This window comes from Lysobacter xanthus, from assembly GCF_047159895.1.
The window spans coordinates 37,775-52,249 of the sequence record NZ_BAAGAB020000013.1; the positions used below are offsets into that span (position 1 = coordinate 37,775).

The following is a 14,475-nucleotide window of genomic DNA, read 5'->3' on the forward strand; positions in this document are numbered from 1 at the left end:
CGGGGGGCTGCGAAGTTTACCGGCTCGCGACCCGGGGGGCGCTGAGACGGCTCAGCGCGCGGGGTCGACGTACTCGACCACCTCGAGCCCGAAGCCCGCCAGGCCGATCTGCTTGCGCGGGGTGCCGATCACGCGGAGCTTGCCGAGGCCAAGGTCGGCGAGGATCTGCGCGCCGACCCCGTTGCGGCGCCATTCGGCCAGGCCGGCACCGCGCCCCTCGGGATCCGGCGCGGGCTGCTCGCGGATCCGCGCCAGCAGGGCGTCGACGCTCGTCGGCTCGGACAGCAGCACCAGTGCGCCGCGACCTTCGGCCGCGATCCGCGCGAGCACGTCGCCGACCGCCGGGCCGAAGTCGGCGCGGCGCCAGTGCACGGCGTCGGCGAGCGGATTGAGCATGTGCACGCGCACCAGCGTCGGCGTGGCGGGATCCGCCTCGCCGCGCAGCAGCGCGAAGTGCAGCGCATGGCTCAGGCGGTCGCGGTAGACCGCGAGCGTGAACGGGCCATGTTCGGTTTCGATCGACCGCGTCTCCACGCGCTCGATCGTGTGCTCGTTCTCCAGCCGGTAGCGGATCAGTTCCTCGATCGAACCCATCTTCAGGCCGTGCTCGCGCGCGAACACCTCGAGTTCCGGTCGACGCGCCATCGAGCCGTCGGGATTGAGGATCTCCACCAGCACGCCGGACGGCTCGAGGCCCGCGAGCAGTGCGAGGTCGCTCGCCGCCTCGGTATGCCCCGCGCGATTCAGCACGCCGCCGGGCTGCGCCATCAACGGGAAGATGTGGCCCGGCTGGCTCAGGTCGACGGCCGTCGCGTCGGGGCGCACGGCGGTGCGCACGGTGTGCGCGCGGTCGTACGCGGAAATGCCGGTGGTGACGCCCTCGGCGGCCTCGATCGAGACGGTGAAGTTGGTGTGGTGCGGCGACGTGTTGTCGCGGACCATCGGCGGCAGGCCGAGCTGGCGGCAGCGCTCGCGCGTGAGCGACAGGCAGACCAGCCCGCGCGCATGCGTGACCATGAAGTTGATGTCCTGCGGCCGCACGAGCTCGGCCGCCATGATCAGGTCGCCCTCGTTCTCGCGGTCCTCGTCGTCGACGATGACCACCATGCGGCCGTTGCGGATCTCGTCCAGCAGTTCGGGGATCGAGCAGAAGGGCATGGGCGCGGGCCGGTTCGTGGAACGCGCATTTTACGCCCGAGGCGGAGGGCCCCGGCCCGCGATCGGCCGCCGGATCCGCGGGACGCTGCGTGTCGCGCGGCGTCGCGGAAGCCGCGGCATGCGGCGGTCAGGCGGCCTTGCGCTCGATCAGGCGGGTACGCAGGTCGTCCTGCAGGCAGTCGCCCAGGTCCCGCAGGTGGCGGAGTGTCGCCTCGTCGAAGACGCGCGGGCGGGTGTCGAGCACGCACAGCGTGCCGAGTGCCGCACCGTCGACGAACAGCGGCGCCGCGGCGTAGAAGCGAACGTGCGGCGCACCGGCGACCAGCGGGTTGTGCAGGAACCGCACGTCCTGGAGCGTGTCCGGCACGTAGAACACGCCGCGCTCGTAGGCGGCGTATTCGCAGAAGGATTCACGACGCACGGTTTCGGTCGCGGCGCCGAGGCCCAGCGTGCTCTTGAACCACATGCGCTCGGAATCGGCGACGGTGAACGCGGCGATCGGGACGTCGCAGACCTTGCAGGCCAGCCGGACCATGCGGTCGAAACGCTCCTCGCGCGGCGTGTCGAGGAGCTTCAGGGCCTGGACGACGGCGAGCCGGCGCGCTTCGTCCATCGGGGTGGCGCATGCATCCATCGAAGCGGTTCCGTCGGGTCCTGCCGTGTCCGATGCGGTAACGGCGCGCCTAGCGTGTGCTTGAGCCGGCGGTGGCGCGACGCGGACAGGATGCTGAACGCGACGCCTGCTCAGGCGTTCGGCGCGAGCGACAGGCAGAGCCGTTCCACGTAGCGCGCGACCAGGTCGATCTCCAGGTTCACGGCATCGCCGATGCGCGTCGAGGCGAACGCGGTGTGCGCGACGGTATGCGGCACCAGCGCGACCTCGAACCCGTCCGCGTCGACCTCGTTCACCGTCAGGCTCACGCCATCGACGCAGATCGAACCCTTCTTGGCGACGTAACGCAGCAGCGCCGCCGGTGCGGCGAACCGCCAGCGCTGCGCACGCGCGTCCTCGTGCACCGACACGACCGCGCCGACGCCGTCCACGTGGCCGCTGACGAGGTGCCCGCCGAGGCGGTCGCTGGGCCGCATCGCACGCTCGAGGTTCACCGCCGCGCCCGGCGCGAGGCTTCCGAGCGTGGTGAGCGACAGCGTCTCGGTGGATGCGTCGGCATCGAAGGACCGCGCATCGAAGGCGACCACCGTCAGGCAGACGCCGTTGACGGCGATGCTCTCGCCGAGGCGCACGTCGTCGAATGCGAGCGTTCCCACCGCGACGCGAAGCCGGACGTCGCCGCCGCGCGGCTCGATGGCGGCGATCGCGCCGACGCCCTCGATGATGCCGGTGAACATCAGCAGGTCTCCGGCGGGCAGGCGGGCGGGAGATGGATACACGGGGGCGGCATCGCGGCGTTCCTGGGACTACGGGGGTGGAGAGTGGATGGCGCGGGAGCGTCCGGGGCTCGCTCACGGCCAATGGAGCCACGCAGTCGGCACTGCCGGCGCGGCGGTCATTGCCGCATTGCCGTCGCGGTGCATCGCGGGCAACAGGGCGTGCGAGCCCCCGAGCAGGCACCGCCATTGTATCGGCGCCGTATCGACGATCGCTTTGGCCCTTGCGCTGCGCCGCGTGACAGGGCGTTCCATCGGCCGTCGCCGCAACGGCGGCACCGACCGCGTCAGCCTGGCTTGCGCCGCAGGTGCAGGAACAGCGGCCAGGTGATCCGCCGCATCGCGGACGGGTCGCCCCAGGCCTCGCGCAGCGCCTCGACGTGCAGGGCGACGGCATCGTCGCCGGTACGGGCGCGATGCTGCACCACCGCCGAGAAGCTCGCGAGGTAACCGACGAATCGATCGAAGCGCCAGTCCACCGCGAGCTGCAGGGGCGGCGACGCGACTGCCTCGAACGGCCAGTCGAAGTCGATGTAGTGGCGCTTGATGAAGGCGCGCTCGGCCGGCCAATCCGCCTCGATGCGTGCGCGGAACGGCTCGACCGCGGTGGCCCTCCCGTCGGGTACGTCGAAGTCGTCGTAACCCCAGGCCGCCAGCACGCCACCGGGCCGCAGCACCCGCTCGCACTCGGCGAAGAACGCCGGCACGTCGAACCAGTGCATGGCCTGCGCGACTGCGACGAGGTCGACGGAAGCATCGAACAGCCACGTGCGCTCGGCCGATTCGCAGGTCAGCGTGACGTTCGCCGACGGCTCGCCGCGCGCCCAGTGTTCGGCCAGCTGCCGCTCGCTCGGGTCGGTGGCGTGCACGTGCGCGAAGCGGGTCGCCAGCTCGCGCGTGGCCTGCCCGCTGCCGCAGCCGGGCTCCCAGACGTGCGCCGGCGCCCGCACATGGGCGGCGATCGTGTCGAACAGCACCGCCGGATACGCGGGCCGCGACGCCGCGTACGTCGCCGCGACGCCCGAGAAGTGGTCCTGCACGCTCATTTCGCGGGGCGCAGGAGCAGGCGCAGGTCGTCGCCGGTCGAACGGGTGTCCACGACCCGCATCGCCATGCGCTCGCTCATCTGCTGGATGTCGAGCCCGTCGAACAGCGGCCGCGCGCCGGCGCCGAGCAGCACCGGGGCCACGTAGAGCAGCAACTCGTCGACCAGGCCCGCGGCGAGGAAACCGCCGGCGAGCGTCGCGCCGGCTTCGAGCTGCACTTCGTTGATCTTGCGCTCGCCCAGCAGGCGCAACACCGCCTCGAGGTCGAACTTTCCGTCGCGCACCGGCGCGGCCGCCATCTGCGCATCGCAGTCGCGCGGCACCCGGGCATCCGGTGCGTGGACGTAGAGCGTCGGCGCATCGCCCTCGCGCACGCGGCCACGGCGGATCGTCGCGAGGCCGGGATCGAGCACGACGCGCAGCGGCGGCACGAAGTCGGTGTCGTCGCCGAGGCGCACGGTCAGCGCCGGATCGTCGGCCAGCACGGTGCCCGCGCCGGTGAGCAGCGCCGACGAGCGCGCGCGCCAGCGCTGGACGTCCAGGCGCGAGGCCTCGCCGCTGATCCATTTGGAATCGCCGCTGGCGAGCGCGGTGCGGCCGTCGAGGCTGGTCGCGAGCTTCACCCGCAGCCACGGCCGGCCGCGTTCGACGCGCGACAGGAAGCCGCGATTGAGCTCGCGCGCCTGCGCCTCCATCAGGCCGACGGAAACCTGGATGCCCGCCTCGCGCAGCCGCGCATAGCCGGCACCGTCGACCTGCGGGAACGGATCGCGCATCGCCCCGACCACACGCGCGACGCCCGCGGCGATGAGCGCATCGGCACAGGGTTCGGTGCGCCCGATGTGCGCGCAGGGCTCGAGGGTGACGTAGGCGGTGGCGCCCCGTGCGCGCTCGCCGGCCTCGCGCAGCGCAAAGACTTCCGCATGCGGGCCGCCGGTGCGCTGGTGGAAGCCCTCGCCGACGACCTCGCCCTCGCGGACCAGCACGCTGCCCACCATCGGATTCGGCTTGGTCGTGTACGCCCCGCGCTCGGCGAGGCGCAGCGCGCGCGCCATCATCGCGTGGTCGAGGGCGGAGAAGCTCGCGGGGTCGGTCACGGAGGGCTCGCAGTCGGAACGGTGCCCGGATCAGACCGCAGGACGACACGACGACGCAAGGCGGCGCGCCTCAGGAGCGACGGCGGCCCTTCTCGGGCTTGGGCTCCTCGCCCGCGAGCAACGGCAGCTGGCCTTCGGCGGGCGCGACGTCGCGTTCCAGGCGATCGAGCTCCTCGCGGAAGTCCGCGACGTCCTCGAAGGCCCGGTACACGGACGCGAACCGCACGTAGGCGACGTGGTCGAGCTTGCGCAGTTCGCCCATCACGAATTCACCGACACGGCGCGACGGCACCTCGCGCTCGGTGGTCATGCGCAGCTGGTGCACGACGGAGCGCACCGCGGCCTCGATCTGCTCCTCCGCCACCGGGCGCTTCTGCAGCGCGCGGTCGAAGCCCGTGCGCAGCTTGCGTGCGTCGAAGGCCTCGCGGCGACCGTCGCCCTTCACGATCGTCGGCAGCTTGAGCTCGATCGTCTCCAGCGTGGAGAACCGCTCCCCGCAGGCCTCGCAGACGCGGCGACGACGGATCGTCGCCCCGTCCTCGGACACGCGCGAGTCGATGACGCGCGTGTCCTGGTGCTGGCAGAAGGGGCAGTACACCGGTCAGCCGTAGACCGGGAAGTTCGCGCACTGCGACTGCACGGCGTCCGCGACGCGGGCGATCACCGCTTCGTCCTTCGGATTGTCGAGCACGTCGGCGATCCAGTTGGCGAGCGCGATGCATTCGGCTTCGCGGTAGCCGCGCGTGGTCACCGCGGGCGTGCCCAGGCGCAGGCCCGAGGTGACGAACGGCGAGCGCGGATCGTTGGGCACCGAGTTCTTGTTGACGGTGATGTGCGCGCGGCCGAGCGCGGCTTCCGCGTCCTTGCCGCTCACGTCGCGGCCGATCATGTCGACGAGCATCAGGTGGTTCTGCGTGCCGCCGGAGACGATCTTGTAGCCCCGCGTCATAAGCGTGTCGGCCATCGCCTGCGCGTTCTTCACGACCTGCTGCTGGTACGCCTTGAAGTCGCCGTCCAGCGCTTCCTTGAACGCGACGGCCTTGGCGGCGATGACGTGCATGAGCGGTCCGCCCTGGATGCCCGGGAAGACGATGCTCTGCAGCTTCTTCGTCAGCTCTTCGGTCGGATTCTTCGCCACGATGATGCCGCCGCGCGGGCCGCGCAGCGTCTTGTGCGTGGTCGACGTGACGACGTGCGCATGCGGCAGCGGCGACGGGTACACGCCCGCGGCGACGAGGCCGGCGATGTGCGCCATGTCGACGAAGAAGATCGCGCCCACCGAATCGGCGATCTCGCGCATGCGGGCCCAGTCGACGATCTGCGAGTACGCGGAAAAGCCCGCGATCAGCATCTTCGGCTTGTGCTCCTGCGCGAGGCGCTCGACTTCGGCGTAGTCGATGAAGCCGTTCTCGTCGACGCCGTACTGCACCGCGTTGTAGATCTTGCCCGACAGGTTCACCTTCGCGCCGTGCGTCAGGTGGCCGCCGTGGGCGAGGCTCATGCCGAGGATCGTGTCGCCCGGCTGCAGCAGCGCGAAGAACACGGCCTGGTTGGCCTGCGAGCCCGAATGCGGCTGCACGTTGGCGTAGTCGGCGTCGAACAGCTGCTTGCAGCGGTCGATCGCGAGCTGCTCGGCGACGTCGACGTATTCGCAGCCGCCGTAGTAGCGCTTGCCGGGGTAACCCTCGGCGTACTTGTTCGTCAGCACCGAACCCTGGGCCTCGAGCACGCGCGGGCTAGCGTAGTTCTCCGACGCGATCAGCTCGACGTGGTCCTCCTGCCGCCGGGCCTCGTCGAGGATCGCCTTGGCCAGTTCGGGGTCGAATCCTTCGATACGGGCATCGCGAGCGAACATCGGGGGCTCCGGAGGGGGTCGGGAAGACGTGAATTCTAGCCCGCCGGGGCCCCCGGCCGGGTCCGCGCGGCGCCGGTCGGCCTTATAATTTCGGGCTATCCCCGATTCCCGGCCCCTGCCCTGCGCAGGCGGCCGTCGCCTGCCCCATGCGGCGCCTCGTGCCCGCCCCACCGGAGCTCCGAGCCCCATGCAGTACATCTACACGATGAACGGCGTCAGCAAGACCGTTCCTCCGAAGCGCCAGATCATCAAGGACATCTCGCTGTCGTTCTTCCCGGGCGCGAAGATCGGCCTGCTCGGCCTGAACGGCGCCGGCAAGTCCACCGTGCTGAAGATCATGGCCGGCGTCGACACCGACTTCTCGGGCGAGGCGCGCCCGCAGCCCGGCATCAAGGTCGGCTACCTCGCGCAGGAACCGGAGCTCAATCCGGAGCACACCGTGCGCCAGGCCGTCGAGGAAGGCGTCGGCGAAGTGCTGCAGGCGCAGGCCGCGCTGGAAGCCGTGTATGCGGCGTATGCCGAGGAAGGCGCCGATTTCGACGCGCTCGCCAAGGAACAGGAGCGCCTGGAGGCGATCCTCGCCGCCGGTGACGCGCACACGCTCGAGAACCAGCTGGAAGTCGCGGCCGACGCGCTGCGCCTGCCGCCGTGGGACGCGGTCGTCGGCAAGCTGTCGGGCGGCGAGAAGCGCCGCGTCGCGCTGTGCCGCCTGCTGCTGCAGAAGCCGGACATGCTGCTGCTCGACGAACCGACCAACCACCTCGACGCCGAGTCGGTCGAGTGGCTGGAGCAGTTCCTCGCGCGCTACACCGGCACCGTCGTGGCCGTGACGCATGACCGCTACTTCCTCGACAACGCCGCCGAGTGGATCCTCGAGCTCGACCGCGGCCGCGGCATCCCGTGGAAGGGCAACTACACCGAGTGGCTCATCCAGAAGGACGAGCGCCTCAAGCAGGAAGAGAACCAGGAGAAGTCGCGCCAGAAGGCCATCCAGAAGGAACTGGAATGGGCGCGCAGCAATGCGAAGGGCGGCCGCTCCAAGGGCAAGGCGCGACTCGCGCGCATCGAGGAGCTGCAGTCGGTCGACTACCAGCGCCGCCAGGAAACGAACGAGATCTTCATCCCGCCGGGCGAGCGCTTGGGCAACAAGGTCATCGAGTTCAAGAACGTCAGCAAGAAGTTCGGCGACCGCCTGCTGATCGACGACCTCTCGTTCTCGGTGCCGCCGGGTGCGATCGTCGGCATCATCGGCCCGAACGGCGCCGGCAAGTCGACGCTGTTCCGCATGATCATCGGCCAGGAAAAGCCGGACTCCGGCACCATCGAGACGGGCCAGACGGTCAAGCTCGCCTACGTCGACCAGAGCCGCGACGCGCTGACCGGCAACCACAACGTCTTCCAGGAAGTGTCGGGCGGGCTCGACATCCTCAACATCAACGGCATCGAGATCCAGTCGCGCGCCTACATCGGCCGCTTCAACTTCAAGGGCCAGGACCAGCAGAAGATGGTCGGCTCGCTGTCGGGCGGTGAGCGTGGCCGACTGCACATGGCCAAGACGCTGCTGCAGGGCGGCAACGTGCTGCTGCTCGACGAACCGTCCAACGACCTCGACATCGAAACCCTGCGTGCGCTCGAGGACGCGCTGCTCGAGTTCCCGGGCAACACGTTCGTGATCTCGCATGACCGCTGGTTCCTCGACCGCATCGCGACGCACATCCTCGCGTTCGAGGGCGATTCGCACGTCGAGTTCTTCCAGGGCAACTACCGCGAGTACGAGGAAGACAAGAAGCGTCGCCTCGGCGAAGCCGGTGCGCAGCCGCACCGCCTGCGCTTCAAGGCGCTCAAGTAATCGCGACACCGACGCCCGCCTTTCCGGCGGGCGTCTCGCATGCGGAGTTCGACATGGCCCCGGACGTCAATCGAATGCTCGTGCTCGGCGCGGCCCTCAGCGCGCTGGCCGCGGTCCTGCACGTGGCGGTGATCGCCGGCGGGCCGGACTGGTACCGCTTCTTCGGCGCGGGCGAGCGGATGGCGCGCATGGCCGAGGCCGGACGCATCGCGCCGACGGTGATCACGCTGGGGATCGCGACCGTCCTCGTCGTGTGGTCGGCGTACGCGGCCTCGGGCGCCGGCCTGTTGAGGCCCCTGCCCTTCACCGCGGCCGCCCTCGTGGCCATCACCGGTGTCTACGTGCTGCGCGGGCTCGCGGTCCTGCCCGCCGCGCTGGTGTCGACGCTTCGCACGCCCTTCAACCTGTGGAGTTCCGCGATCTGCCTGGCGATCGGCCTCGTGCATGCCGTCGGCCTGTGGCAGGTCTGGAAGCGCCTCTAAACGCTCCGGGAGACGACCGATGTCCTTCATGGCCACCCTGCGCCGCCGCTGGCAGACCGCGAACACGCTCGTCTGCGTGGGGCTCGACCCCGAGCCGGCGAAATTCCCGGCGCGCTTCGCGAACGATCCGGATGCGGTGTTCGCCTTCTGCCGCGACATCGCCGACGCCACGGCCGACTACGCCTGCGCCTTCAAGCCGCAGATCGCGCACTTCGCCGCGCTCGGCGCGGAACTGGCTCTCGAACAGTTGATCGCGCACCTGAAGTCGGCGCACCCGGACGTGCCGGTGATCCTCGACAGCAAGCGCGGCGACATCGGCAGCACCGCACAGCACTACGCGACGGAAGCCTTCGACCGCTACGGCGCCGATGCGGTGACCGCGAACCCGTACCTCGGTCGCGACGCGCTGCAGCCGTTCCTCGACCGCGCCGATCGCGGCGTGATCATCCTCTGCCGCACGTCGAATCCGGGCGCGGGCGAACTGCAGGACCTGCTCGTCGCCGGACGCCCGCTCTACCAGCACGTGGCGGAGAAGGCGGCGATCGAATGGAACGCGAACGGCAACGTCGCGCTCGTGGTCGGGGCGACGTGGCCGGAGCAGCTCAGCGAGGTGCGTGCGCTGGTGAAGGACGTGCCGCTGCTGGTGCCGGGCGTCGGCGCGCAGGGCGGCGATGCCGCGGCCGTCGTCAGCCATGCGAAGACGCCGGACGGCACGGGATTGATGATCAGCTCGTCCCGCGCCGTGCTGTACGCATCCCGCGGCGACGACTACGCCGAGGCCGCCGCCGCCGCGGCACGCCAGTTGCGCGACGCGATCAACGCGCACCGCTGAGCCCGGCGGGTTCAGCTTCGCGGCGCCGGCGTGAGGGCGCCGGCGAGCGGCGGTTGCTAGCGTCGGGGCTCGCTCCGGAGATCGCCATGGCCCGCCCCGTCGCCTGCTGCCTGCCCCTTCTGCTGCTCGCCGCCGCAGTGCCCGCCGTAGCCCAGGAGGCGACCGCCACGGGACGCGCTTCGCCGGAATGGTGGGCGGACATCAACGTCGCCTCGCACCACTTCGAAGACGCGGACGAGTACCTCGGGCCGGGCGAGCATTTCAATCAGAACAACTATGGCGCCGGCATCGAGGTCCAGTGGCAGCCGCGCCATGCGGCGTCGGCGGGTTACTACCGCAACTCGGTGTACGAGGATTCCTGGTACGCGCTGTACCACTACACGCCGCTCGCGCTCGGCCGGTACGTAAGACTCGGCGGCATGGTCGGGCTGGTGAGCGGATATCCCGGTCTCAACAACGGCAATGCCGGTCCGGCCGGCGCACTCGTGGCGAAGGTGGAATACCGCCGCGTCGGCATGAACCTCATCTACCTGCCCAAGGTGCCGGGCTCGACGCCGAACACGCTCGGACTGCAGCTCAAGGTCCGGCTCGATCGCTGATCACGCGACCGAGCGCCACCACGCGCGTAGCGCAGCGACGGCGAAGCGCGCGGCGATCGCGATGGCCACCGCGAACCGCAGCGGCGCGCTTCGATGCGGCGCCTCGAACCGGGTGAAGTAACGCCATAGGCCGCGATGCTTGTGCCACTCGACGAAGAACGGCCGGCTGCGGCTCGACACGCCGCGCAGATGCACGACCCGCACGATGTTCGCGACCGCGACGCGCCCCCCGGCGTCGCGCACGCGACGGCAGAGGTCGAGGTCCTCCGCATGCAGGCGATAGCCTTCGTCGAATCCTGCGACCGCGTCGAACAATGCGCGCGGCAGCAGCATCAGCGCGCCGGAAATCGCATCGACCGACTGCACGGGCGTGTCGCGCGGGGCGATGGCGAGGCCGGTGCGCCCCCCTGCGAGCATCGCGGCGAAATCCGGATCGCGGCGCCGCGACGCCGCGTCCGCGCGGCCGTCCTCGTCGACGAGTTCGCAGCCCACGAGCATCGGCGCATTGTGGGCGGCGATCAGGCGCAGGCGCTCCAGCGTGTCGGCATCGACGAGGCAATCGGGATTGACGAACGCCAGCCACGGCGCGGCGGACGCCGCGGCGCCCTGGTTGCACGCGACCGCGAAGCCCGGATTGTCGGGATTGGCGATGAATTTCAGGCGCGGCTCGCCGGCGGCGATGCGTTGCACGATGCCGAGCGTTCCGTCGTCGGACCCGTTGTCGACCACGCGGATCTCGGCGATGCCGGCTGACGCGCGCAGTCGGTCGAGGCAGAGCTCGATCGTCTCCGCGCTGCGGTAGCTGACGACGACGGCGGCGATGCCGTCGCTCATGTGCGCGTCGCTTCGAACAGGTCGGCCTGCGAGGCCGCGCCGGTGCGCGCGTGTGCGACCGCTTCGTGCAGCCGCCCGCGTTGCGCATGCAGCGGGTCCTGCATCAGCGCCTGTGCGAGCGCGGCGGTCCAGGCGGGCCAGCGCGCGGCGACGCGCTCGAGGTCGCCGTCGGCCGGACGGCCTTCCGCGCATCGCGCGACGTACGCCTGCGTGCACAGCAGGTCGGCGCCGCCGAAGGCACGCATGCGCAGGCTCAGATCGATGAGCGCCGCGTACCACGAGCGATAGCTGTCGCCATCGACCCCGCCGACGCCGCGACGCGCCGTGCCGCGGATCAGCACGGCATGGTCGACCGCGGCGGGCAGCGGCGCAGGCGGCAACGCCGCCTGTGCGAAGGCATCGGCGATCGCGTCGAGGTCGCGCGGGACCTCCGCGACCTCCCCCTGTCGCGGCCACGCGGCGGTCTCGCCGGCATTGCTCCACGGCGTGATCGTCGACGCGATCGGCGCCTCGCGCAGGCAGCGCGCCATGCGCACCAGCCAGCCCGGTGCGGGACGCGCATCGGCGGCGAGCACGGCGACGTCGGCATCGCCGCAGGCGGCCAGCACGTCGGCGAGATGGGCAGCTTCGCCGAGCGGCCGTGCGCGACGGCTGTAGTCGGCCTGCAGCGGCGTGCCCCGGCGCCAGGCGTCGATCACCGCCTGCACGCGCGGTCCGCCGTTCGCGTCATCGGCGAGCCAGATCCGCGTGCCGGCCGGTGTCGACACGTCGAGCGCGGCGAGGCAGGCATCGAGCGCGAGGTCGTCGACGCCCACCGGGACGACGACGACGGGCAGCGCGTCGCCGCCGGTCGGCGAGGACGCGTGCGCCATGGCTCAGCGCACGTCGATGCCGGTCTTCGGCGCCTTGCGACGCAACGGCTCCATCGCGCGGAAGCGCTTGGAGTACTCGTCGGTGAGGTCGCGCACTTCCTGCGGATTGCGCACGACCGTCGGCGTCAGCAGCACGATCACCTCGTTGCGGTCGGTGCGCGAGGTCTGGCGACCGAACAGGCCGCCGAGCACGGGAATGCGGCTCAGGCCGGGCACGCCGGACGAACCCTTGGTCACGCCGTCGCTGATGAGGCCGGCGAGCATCACGGTGTCGCCGCTCTGCACGGCCGTCTCGGTCTTCACCTTGCGCGTGTCGATGCGCACGTTGCCGTTGCGATCCGCGGCGGTGCCGGGCGAGCTCACTTCCTGCACGATGTCGAGGAACACCATGCCGTCGCGGGTGATGCGCGGGCGCACCTTCAGGATGATGCCGGTGTCGAGGTACTGCACCTGGCTGTAGGTCACGCCACCCGTGCCGGTGCCCGGGTCCACGGTGACCGACGAGATCGGGATGCGGCTGCCGACGTTGAGCGTCGCTTCGGCGTTGTTGCGCACGAAGACCGAGGGCGACTGCAGCAGCTGCAGGTCGGTGACCTGGTCGAGCGCGTTGATCACGGCCGCGGCGTTGCGGCCGAGGAACGTCCAGGCGAGGCCCGGATTGGTGACGTCGCCCGGGCGGATGCTGCCGCGCAGGTCGCCCCAGATGTTGCGGCCCGCCGCGTTCGGCAGGCCTGCGCCGCCGACCGACGTCGGATCGCTCACCGCCTGCTCGAAGAACCAGTTGACGCCGTACTGCAGCGCGCCGGTGAGCTGCACCTCGACGACCTGCGCCTCGATGTGGACCTGCATCGGCATGACGTCGAGGCGTTCGATGACGTCGCGGATCGACTTCCACGCCTGCGGCGTGCTGCGCACGAGCAGCGAATTGGTCTCGTCGACGGCCGACACGCCGACGCGCTGGCCGTCGACCTCGAGGTTCACGCTGCCGTTGCCGCCGGTGCGCGGATTGAGCGAGAGCGAGGACGTCATGCCGCTGCCGGTACCGGTCGTCGAACCCGAATCCGTCGTCGGCGGGCCGCCGATCGCCGCGGTGCCGCCGTTGTCGGTGTCGCGCAGCTCGGTGCTGTTGAGCCCCGGCATCAGCGAGACGCTGCCGCCGTCGCCGCCGCCGCCGGAACGGCCGCCGCCGAACACTTCGGAGAGGCGATCGGCGAGGTCCTTCGCCTTGATGTACTTGAGCTCGTACGAGAACAGCCGCGCCTCGCCACCTGCACCGTCGATGCGCTCGAGCCACTGCTGGATGTCGTCGAGGTACGCCGCCTGCGAGGTGATCACCATCACCGCGTTCGCGCCTTCGAGCGGCAGGAAACGGAACATGCCTGCGACCGGCGACTTGCTGGTCTCGCCGAACACCTTCTCGAGGTCCGCGACCACGCGCGTTGCTCGGCCGGACTGCAGCGGGAACACGCCCACCGACATGCCTGCGAGCCAGTCGACGTCGAACGTCTGGATCGTGCGCAGGTAGTTCTCGAGTTCGGCGCGCGAGCCGGCGACGGTGATGACGTTGCGGCCGTTGTCGACGTTGACGATCGCGTTCGGCCGCGCGTACGGCTTGAGGATCTTCTCCATCTCCGTCGCCGACACGTACTTGAGCGGGACGGTGCGGGCCTCGAAGCCGCGCGCGCTGGCGGCGGAACCGGTGCGCGGGGCGACCGTGCCGGCGAGCGCCTGGTCGGCCGGCACGATGTTGTAGCGCCCGCCGCTGAAGACCATGCGCGCGTTGTTCCAGCCCAGCACCATCTCGAGCAGGTTCAGCGCTTCGGCGGGGCTGACGGGCTTCGGGGTCGCGAGCGTCACCGTGCCCTGCACGCCGGGCGCGATCACGTAGTTCTGGCCGAGCATGTCGCCGAGGATCGCCTTCACCACGGCGGGCAGCGACTCGCCTTCGAAGTTGAACGTGGCCTGCCCCGAGCTGCCGCCGAGCGACGACGGCGGCGCGGCGGCGACGCGGCGGTTGATCACCTCGCCGGTGCCGCGGCGCAGTTGCGCGCGCGGTGCGTCGCTGGACGCGAGCGGCGTCGTGGTGATGCTGCCGTCCGCAGCGGTCGTGGTCGTAGCCGCGGCCGACGAGGTGCCGGCGGACGGGCCGTCGAGCCTCCCCTCGCGCTTGACGGTCGGCACGGGCGCGGTCGCGCAGCCGGCGAGGATCGAGGCGATCGCGAGCGCGACGGTGCCCTGGCGCAGCGCCGGGCGGTGGAAGGGAACGGAAGGCAGGAGGGTCATCGCGGGACTCAGCGTTTCTCGGGCACGGTCGGGGCGACCGTCGCCGGCGGGTTGGCGTTCTGCGCATTGCGACGCATCGCGGCGCGGCGCGCTTCGATGCGTTGGCGGATCTGCTCGATCTGGGCGGGATCGGGCATGGAGTCGGCGTCGGTGGCCGGGGGCGCGGGGGGAGGAGGCGG

The 14,475-nt window shown here is 70.8% G+C and carries 14 protein-coding genes; 4 read left to right on the forward strand and 10 right to left on the reverse strand.

Annotated features, from left to right (window positions below; all coding sequences use genetic code 11):
- Nucleotides 1-51 precede the first annotated feature (51 nt).
- The 7 genes from ribB to glyA form a co-directional block, all read right to left on the reverse strand.
- Nucleotides 52-1,158, reverse strand: a complete 1,107-nt coding sequence (ribB, locus tag ACY35P_RS05775; protein WP_462114875.1) for a 3,4-dihydroxy-2-butanone-4-phosphate synthase — start codon at nucleotides 1,156-1,158, stop codon at nucleotides 52-54.
- Nucleotides 1,159-1,285: 127 nt separating this feature from the next.
- Nucleotides 1,286-1,792, reverse strand: a complete 507-nt coding sequence (locus ACY35P_RS05780; RefSeq protein ID WP_462114876.1) for a GAF domain-containing protein — start codon at nucleotides 1,790-1,792, stop codon at nucleotides 1,286-1,288.
- A 110-nt stretch (nucleotides 1,793-1,902) separates the two neighbouring features.
- Nucleotides 1,903-2,508 carry a riboflavin synthase gene (locus ACY35P_RS05785; protein WP_462114892.1) on the reverse strand — a complete coding sequence of 202 codons (606 nt, stop codon included), beginning with the start codon at nucleotides 2,506-2,508 and terminating at the stop codon, nucleotides 1,903-1,905.
- A 326-nt stretch (nucleotides 2,509-2,834) separates the two neighbouring features.
- Entirely contained in the window at nucleotides 2,835-3,593 is a 759-nt protein-coding gene (locus ACY35P_RS05790) for a class I SAM-dependent methyltransferase (RefSeq protein ID WP_462114877.1), read from the reverse strand.
- The gene (gene ribD / locus ACY35P_RS05795; protein ID WP_462114893.1) at nucleotides 3,590-4,651 is read right to left on the reverse strand and encodes a bifunctional diaminohydroxyphosphoribosylaminopyrimidine deaminase/5-amino-6-(5-phosphoribosylamino)uracil reductase RibD; all 1,062 of its coding nucleotides are present in this window, start codon (nucleotides 4,649-4,651) and stop codon (nucleotides 3,590-3,592) included. The genes ACY35P_RS05790 and ribD overlap by 4 nt, the downstream gene beginning before the upstream one ends.
- 109 nt (nucleotides 4,652-4,760) lie before the next feature.
- On the reverse strand, nucleotides 4,761-5,288 hold the full coding sequence (gene nrdR, locus ACY35P_RS05800) for a transcriptional regulator NrdR (RefSeq protein ID WP_462114878.1): 528 nt from the start codon (nucleotides 5,286-5,288) through the stop codon (nucleotides 4,761-4,763).
- A 3-nt stretch (nucleotides 5,289-5,291) separates the two neighbouring features.
- On the reverse strand, nucleotides 5,292-6,545 hold the full coding sequence (gene glyA / locus ACY35P_RS05805; RefSeq protein WP_462114879.1) for a serine hydroxymethyltransferase: 1,254 nt from the start codon (nucleotides 6,543-6,545) through the stop codon (nucleotides 5,292-5,294).
- 187 nt (nucleotides 6,546-6,732) lie between these two features.
- Here glyA and ettA point away from each other — a divergent pair, with 187 nt between their 5' ends.
- From ettA to ACY35P_RS05825, 4 genes are all read left to right on the forward strand, one after another.
- Nucleotides 6,733-8,394 carry an energy-dependent translational throttle protein EttA gene (ettA, locus tag ACY35P_RS05810; protein ID WP_462114880.1) on the forward strand — a complete coding sequence of 554 codons (1,662 nt, stop codon included), beginning with the start codon at nucleotides 6,733-6,735 and terminating at the stop codon, nucleotides 8,392-8,394.
- A 53-nt stretch (nucleotides 8,395-8,447) separates the two neighbouring features.
- Nucleotides 8,448-8,876, forward strand: coding sequence for a hypothetical protein (locus tag ACY35P_RS05815; protein ID WP_462114881.1), 429 nt, complete (start codon nucleotides 8,448-8,450; stop codon nucleotides 8,874-8,876).
- A 19-nt stretch (nucleotides 8,877-8,895) separates the two neighbouring features.
- A complete protein-coding gene (gene pyrF / locus ACY35P_RS05820) occupies nucleotides 8,896-9,708 on the forward strand; it encodes an orotidine-5'-phosphate decarboxylase (RefSeq protein ID WP_462114882.1) in 813 nt (270 codons plus the stop codon).
- Between the two features lie 86 nt (nucleotides 9,709-9,794).
- Entirely contained in the window at nucleotides 9,795-10,307 is a 513-nt protein-coding gene (locus ACY35P_RS05825) for a hypothetical protein (protein WP_462114883.1), read from the forward strand.
- On the opposite strand, the gene ACY35P_RS05830 is transcribed toward ACY35P_RS05825, so the two are convergent.
- The 3 genes from ACY35P_RS05830 to gspD are packed head-to-tail and all read right to left on the reverse strand — an operon-like array spanning nucleotide 10,308 to nucleotide 14,296.
- Nucleotides 10,308-11,141: a glycosyltransferase family 2 protein gene (locus tag ACY35P_RS05830; RefSeq protein ID WP_462114884.1), complete on the reverse strand. Its 834-nt coding sequence runs from the start codon at nucleotides 11,139-11,141 to the stop codon at nucleotides 10,308-10,310.
- On the reverse strand, nucleotides 11,138-12,013 hold the full coding sequence (locus ACY35P_RS05835; protein WP_462114885.1) for a glycosyltransferase: 876 nt from the start codon (nucleotides 12,011-12,013) through the stop codon (nucleotides 11,138-11,140). The genes ACY35P_RS05830 and ACY35P_RS05835 overlap by 4 nt, the downstream gene beginning before the upstream one ends.
- Before the next feature lie 3 nt (nucleotides 12,014-12,016).
- On the reverse strand, nucleotides 12,017-14,296 hold the full coding sequence (gspD, locus tag ACY35P_RS05840; protein WP_462114886.1) for a type II secretion system secretin GspD: 2,280 nt from the start codon (nucleotides 14,294-14,296) through the stop codon (nucleotides 12,017-12,019).
- Nucleotides 14,297-14,475: the final 179 nt, after the last annotated feature.

Excerpts from the sequence above, each read along its gene's own strand:
- ACY35P_RS05815 (WP_462114881.1), top strand. The coding sequence starts at position 8,448 with ATGGCCCCGGACGTCAATCGAATGCTCGTGCTCGGCGCGGCCCTCAGC.
- gspD (WP_462114886.1), bottom strand. The coding sequence starts at position 14,296 with ATGACCCTCCTGCCTTCCGTTCCCTTCCACCGCCCGGCGCTGCGCCAG.
- ACY35P_RS05830 (WP_462114884.1), bottom strand. The coding sequence starts at position 11,141 with ATGAGCGACGGCATCGCCGCCGTCGTCGTCAGCTACCGCAGCGCGGAG.
- ACY35P_RS05780 (WP_462114876.1), bottom strand. The coding sequence starts at position 1,792 with ATGGATGCATGCGCCACCCCGATGGACGAAGCGCGCCGGCTCGCCGTC.
- glyA (WP_462114879.1), bottom strand. The coding sequence starts at position 6,545 with ATGTTCGCTCGCGATGCCCGTATCGAAGGATTCGACCCCGAACTGGCC.
- ettA (WP_462114880.1), top strand. The coding sequence starts at position 6,733 with ATGCAGTACATCTACACGATGAACGGCGTCAGCAAGACCGTTCCTCCG.
- ACY35P_RS05790 (WP_462114877.1), bottom strand. The coding sequence starts at position 3,593 with ATGAGCGTGCAGGACCACTTCTCGGGCGTCGCGGCGACGTACGCGGCG.
- ACY35P_RS05785 (WP_462114892.1), bottom strand. The coding sequence starts at position 2,508 with ATGTTCACCGGCATCATCGAGGGCGTCGGCGCGATCGCCGCCATCGAG.
- ribB (WP_462114875.1), bottom strand. The coding sequence starts at position 1,158 with ATGCCCTTCTGCTCGATCCCCGAACTGCTGGACGAGATCCGCAACGGC.
- ACY35P_RS05825 (WP_462114883.1), top strand. The coding sequence starts at position 9,795 with ATGGCCCGCCCCGTCGCCTGCTGCCTGCCCCTTCTGCTGCTCGCCGCC.
- ribD (WP_462114893.1), bottom strand. The coding sequence starts at position 4,651 with ATGATGGCGCGCGCGCTGCGCCTCGCCGAGCGCGGGGCGTACACGACC.
- ACY35P_RS05835 (WP_462114885.1), bottom strand. The coding sequence starts at position 12,013 with ATGGCGCACGCGTCCTCGCCGACCGGCGGCGACGCGCTGCCCGTCGTC.
- pyrF (WP_462114882.1), top strand. The coding sequence starts at position 8,896 with ATGTCCTTCATGGCCACCCTGCGCCGCCGCTGGCAGACCGCGAACACG.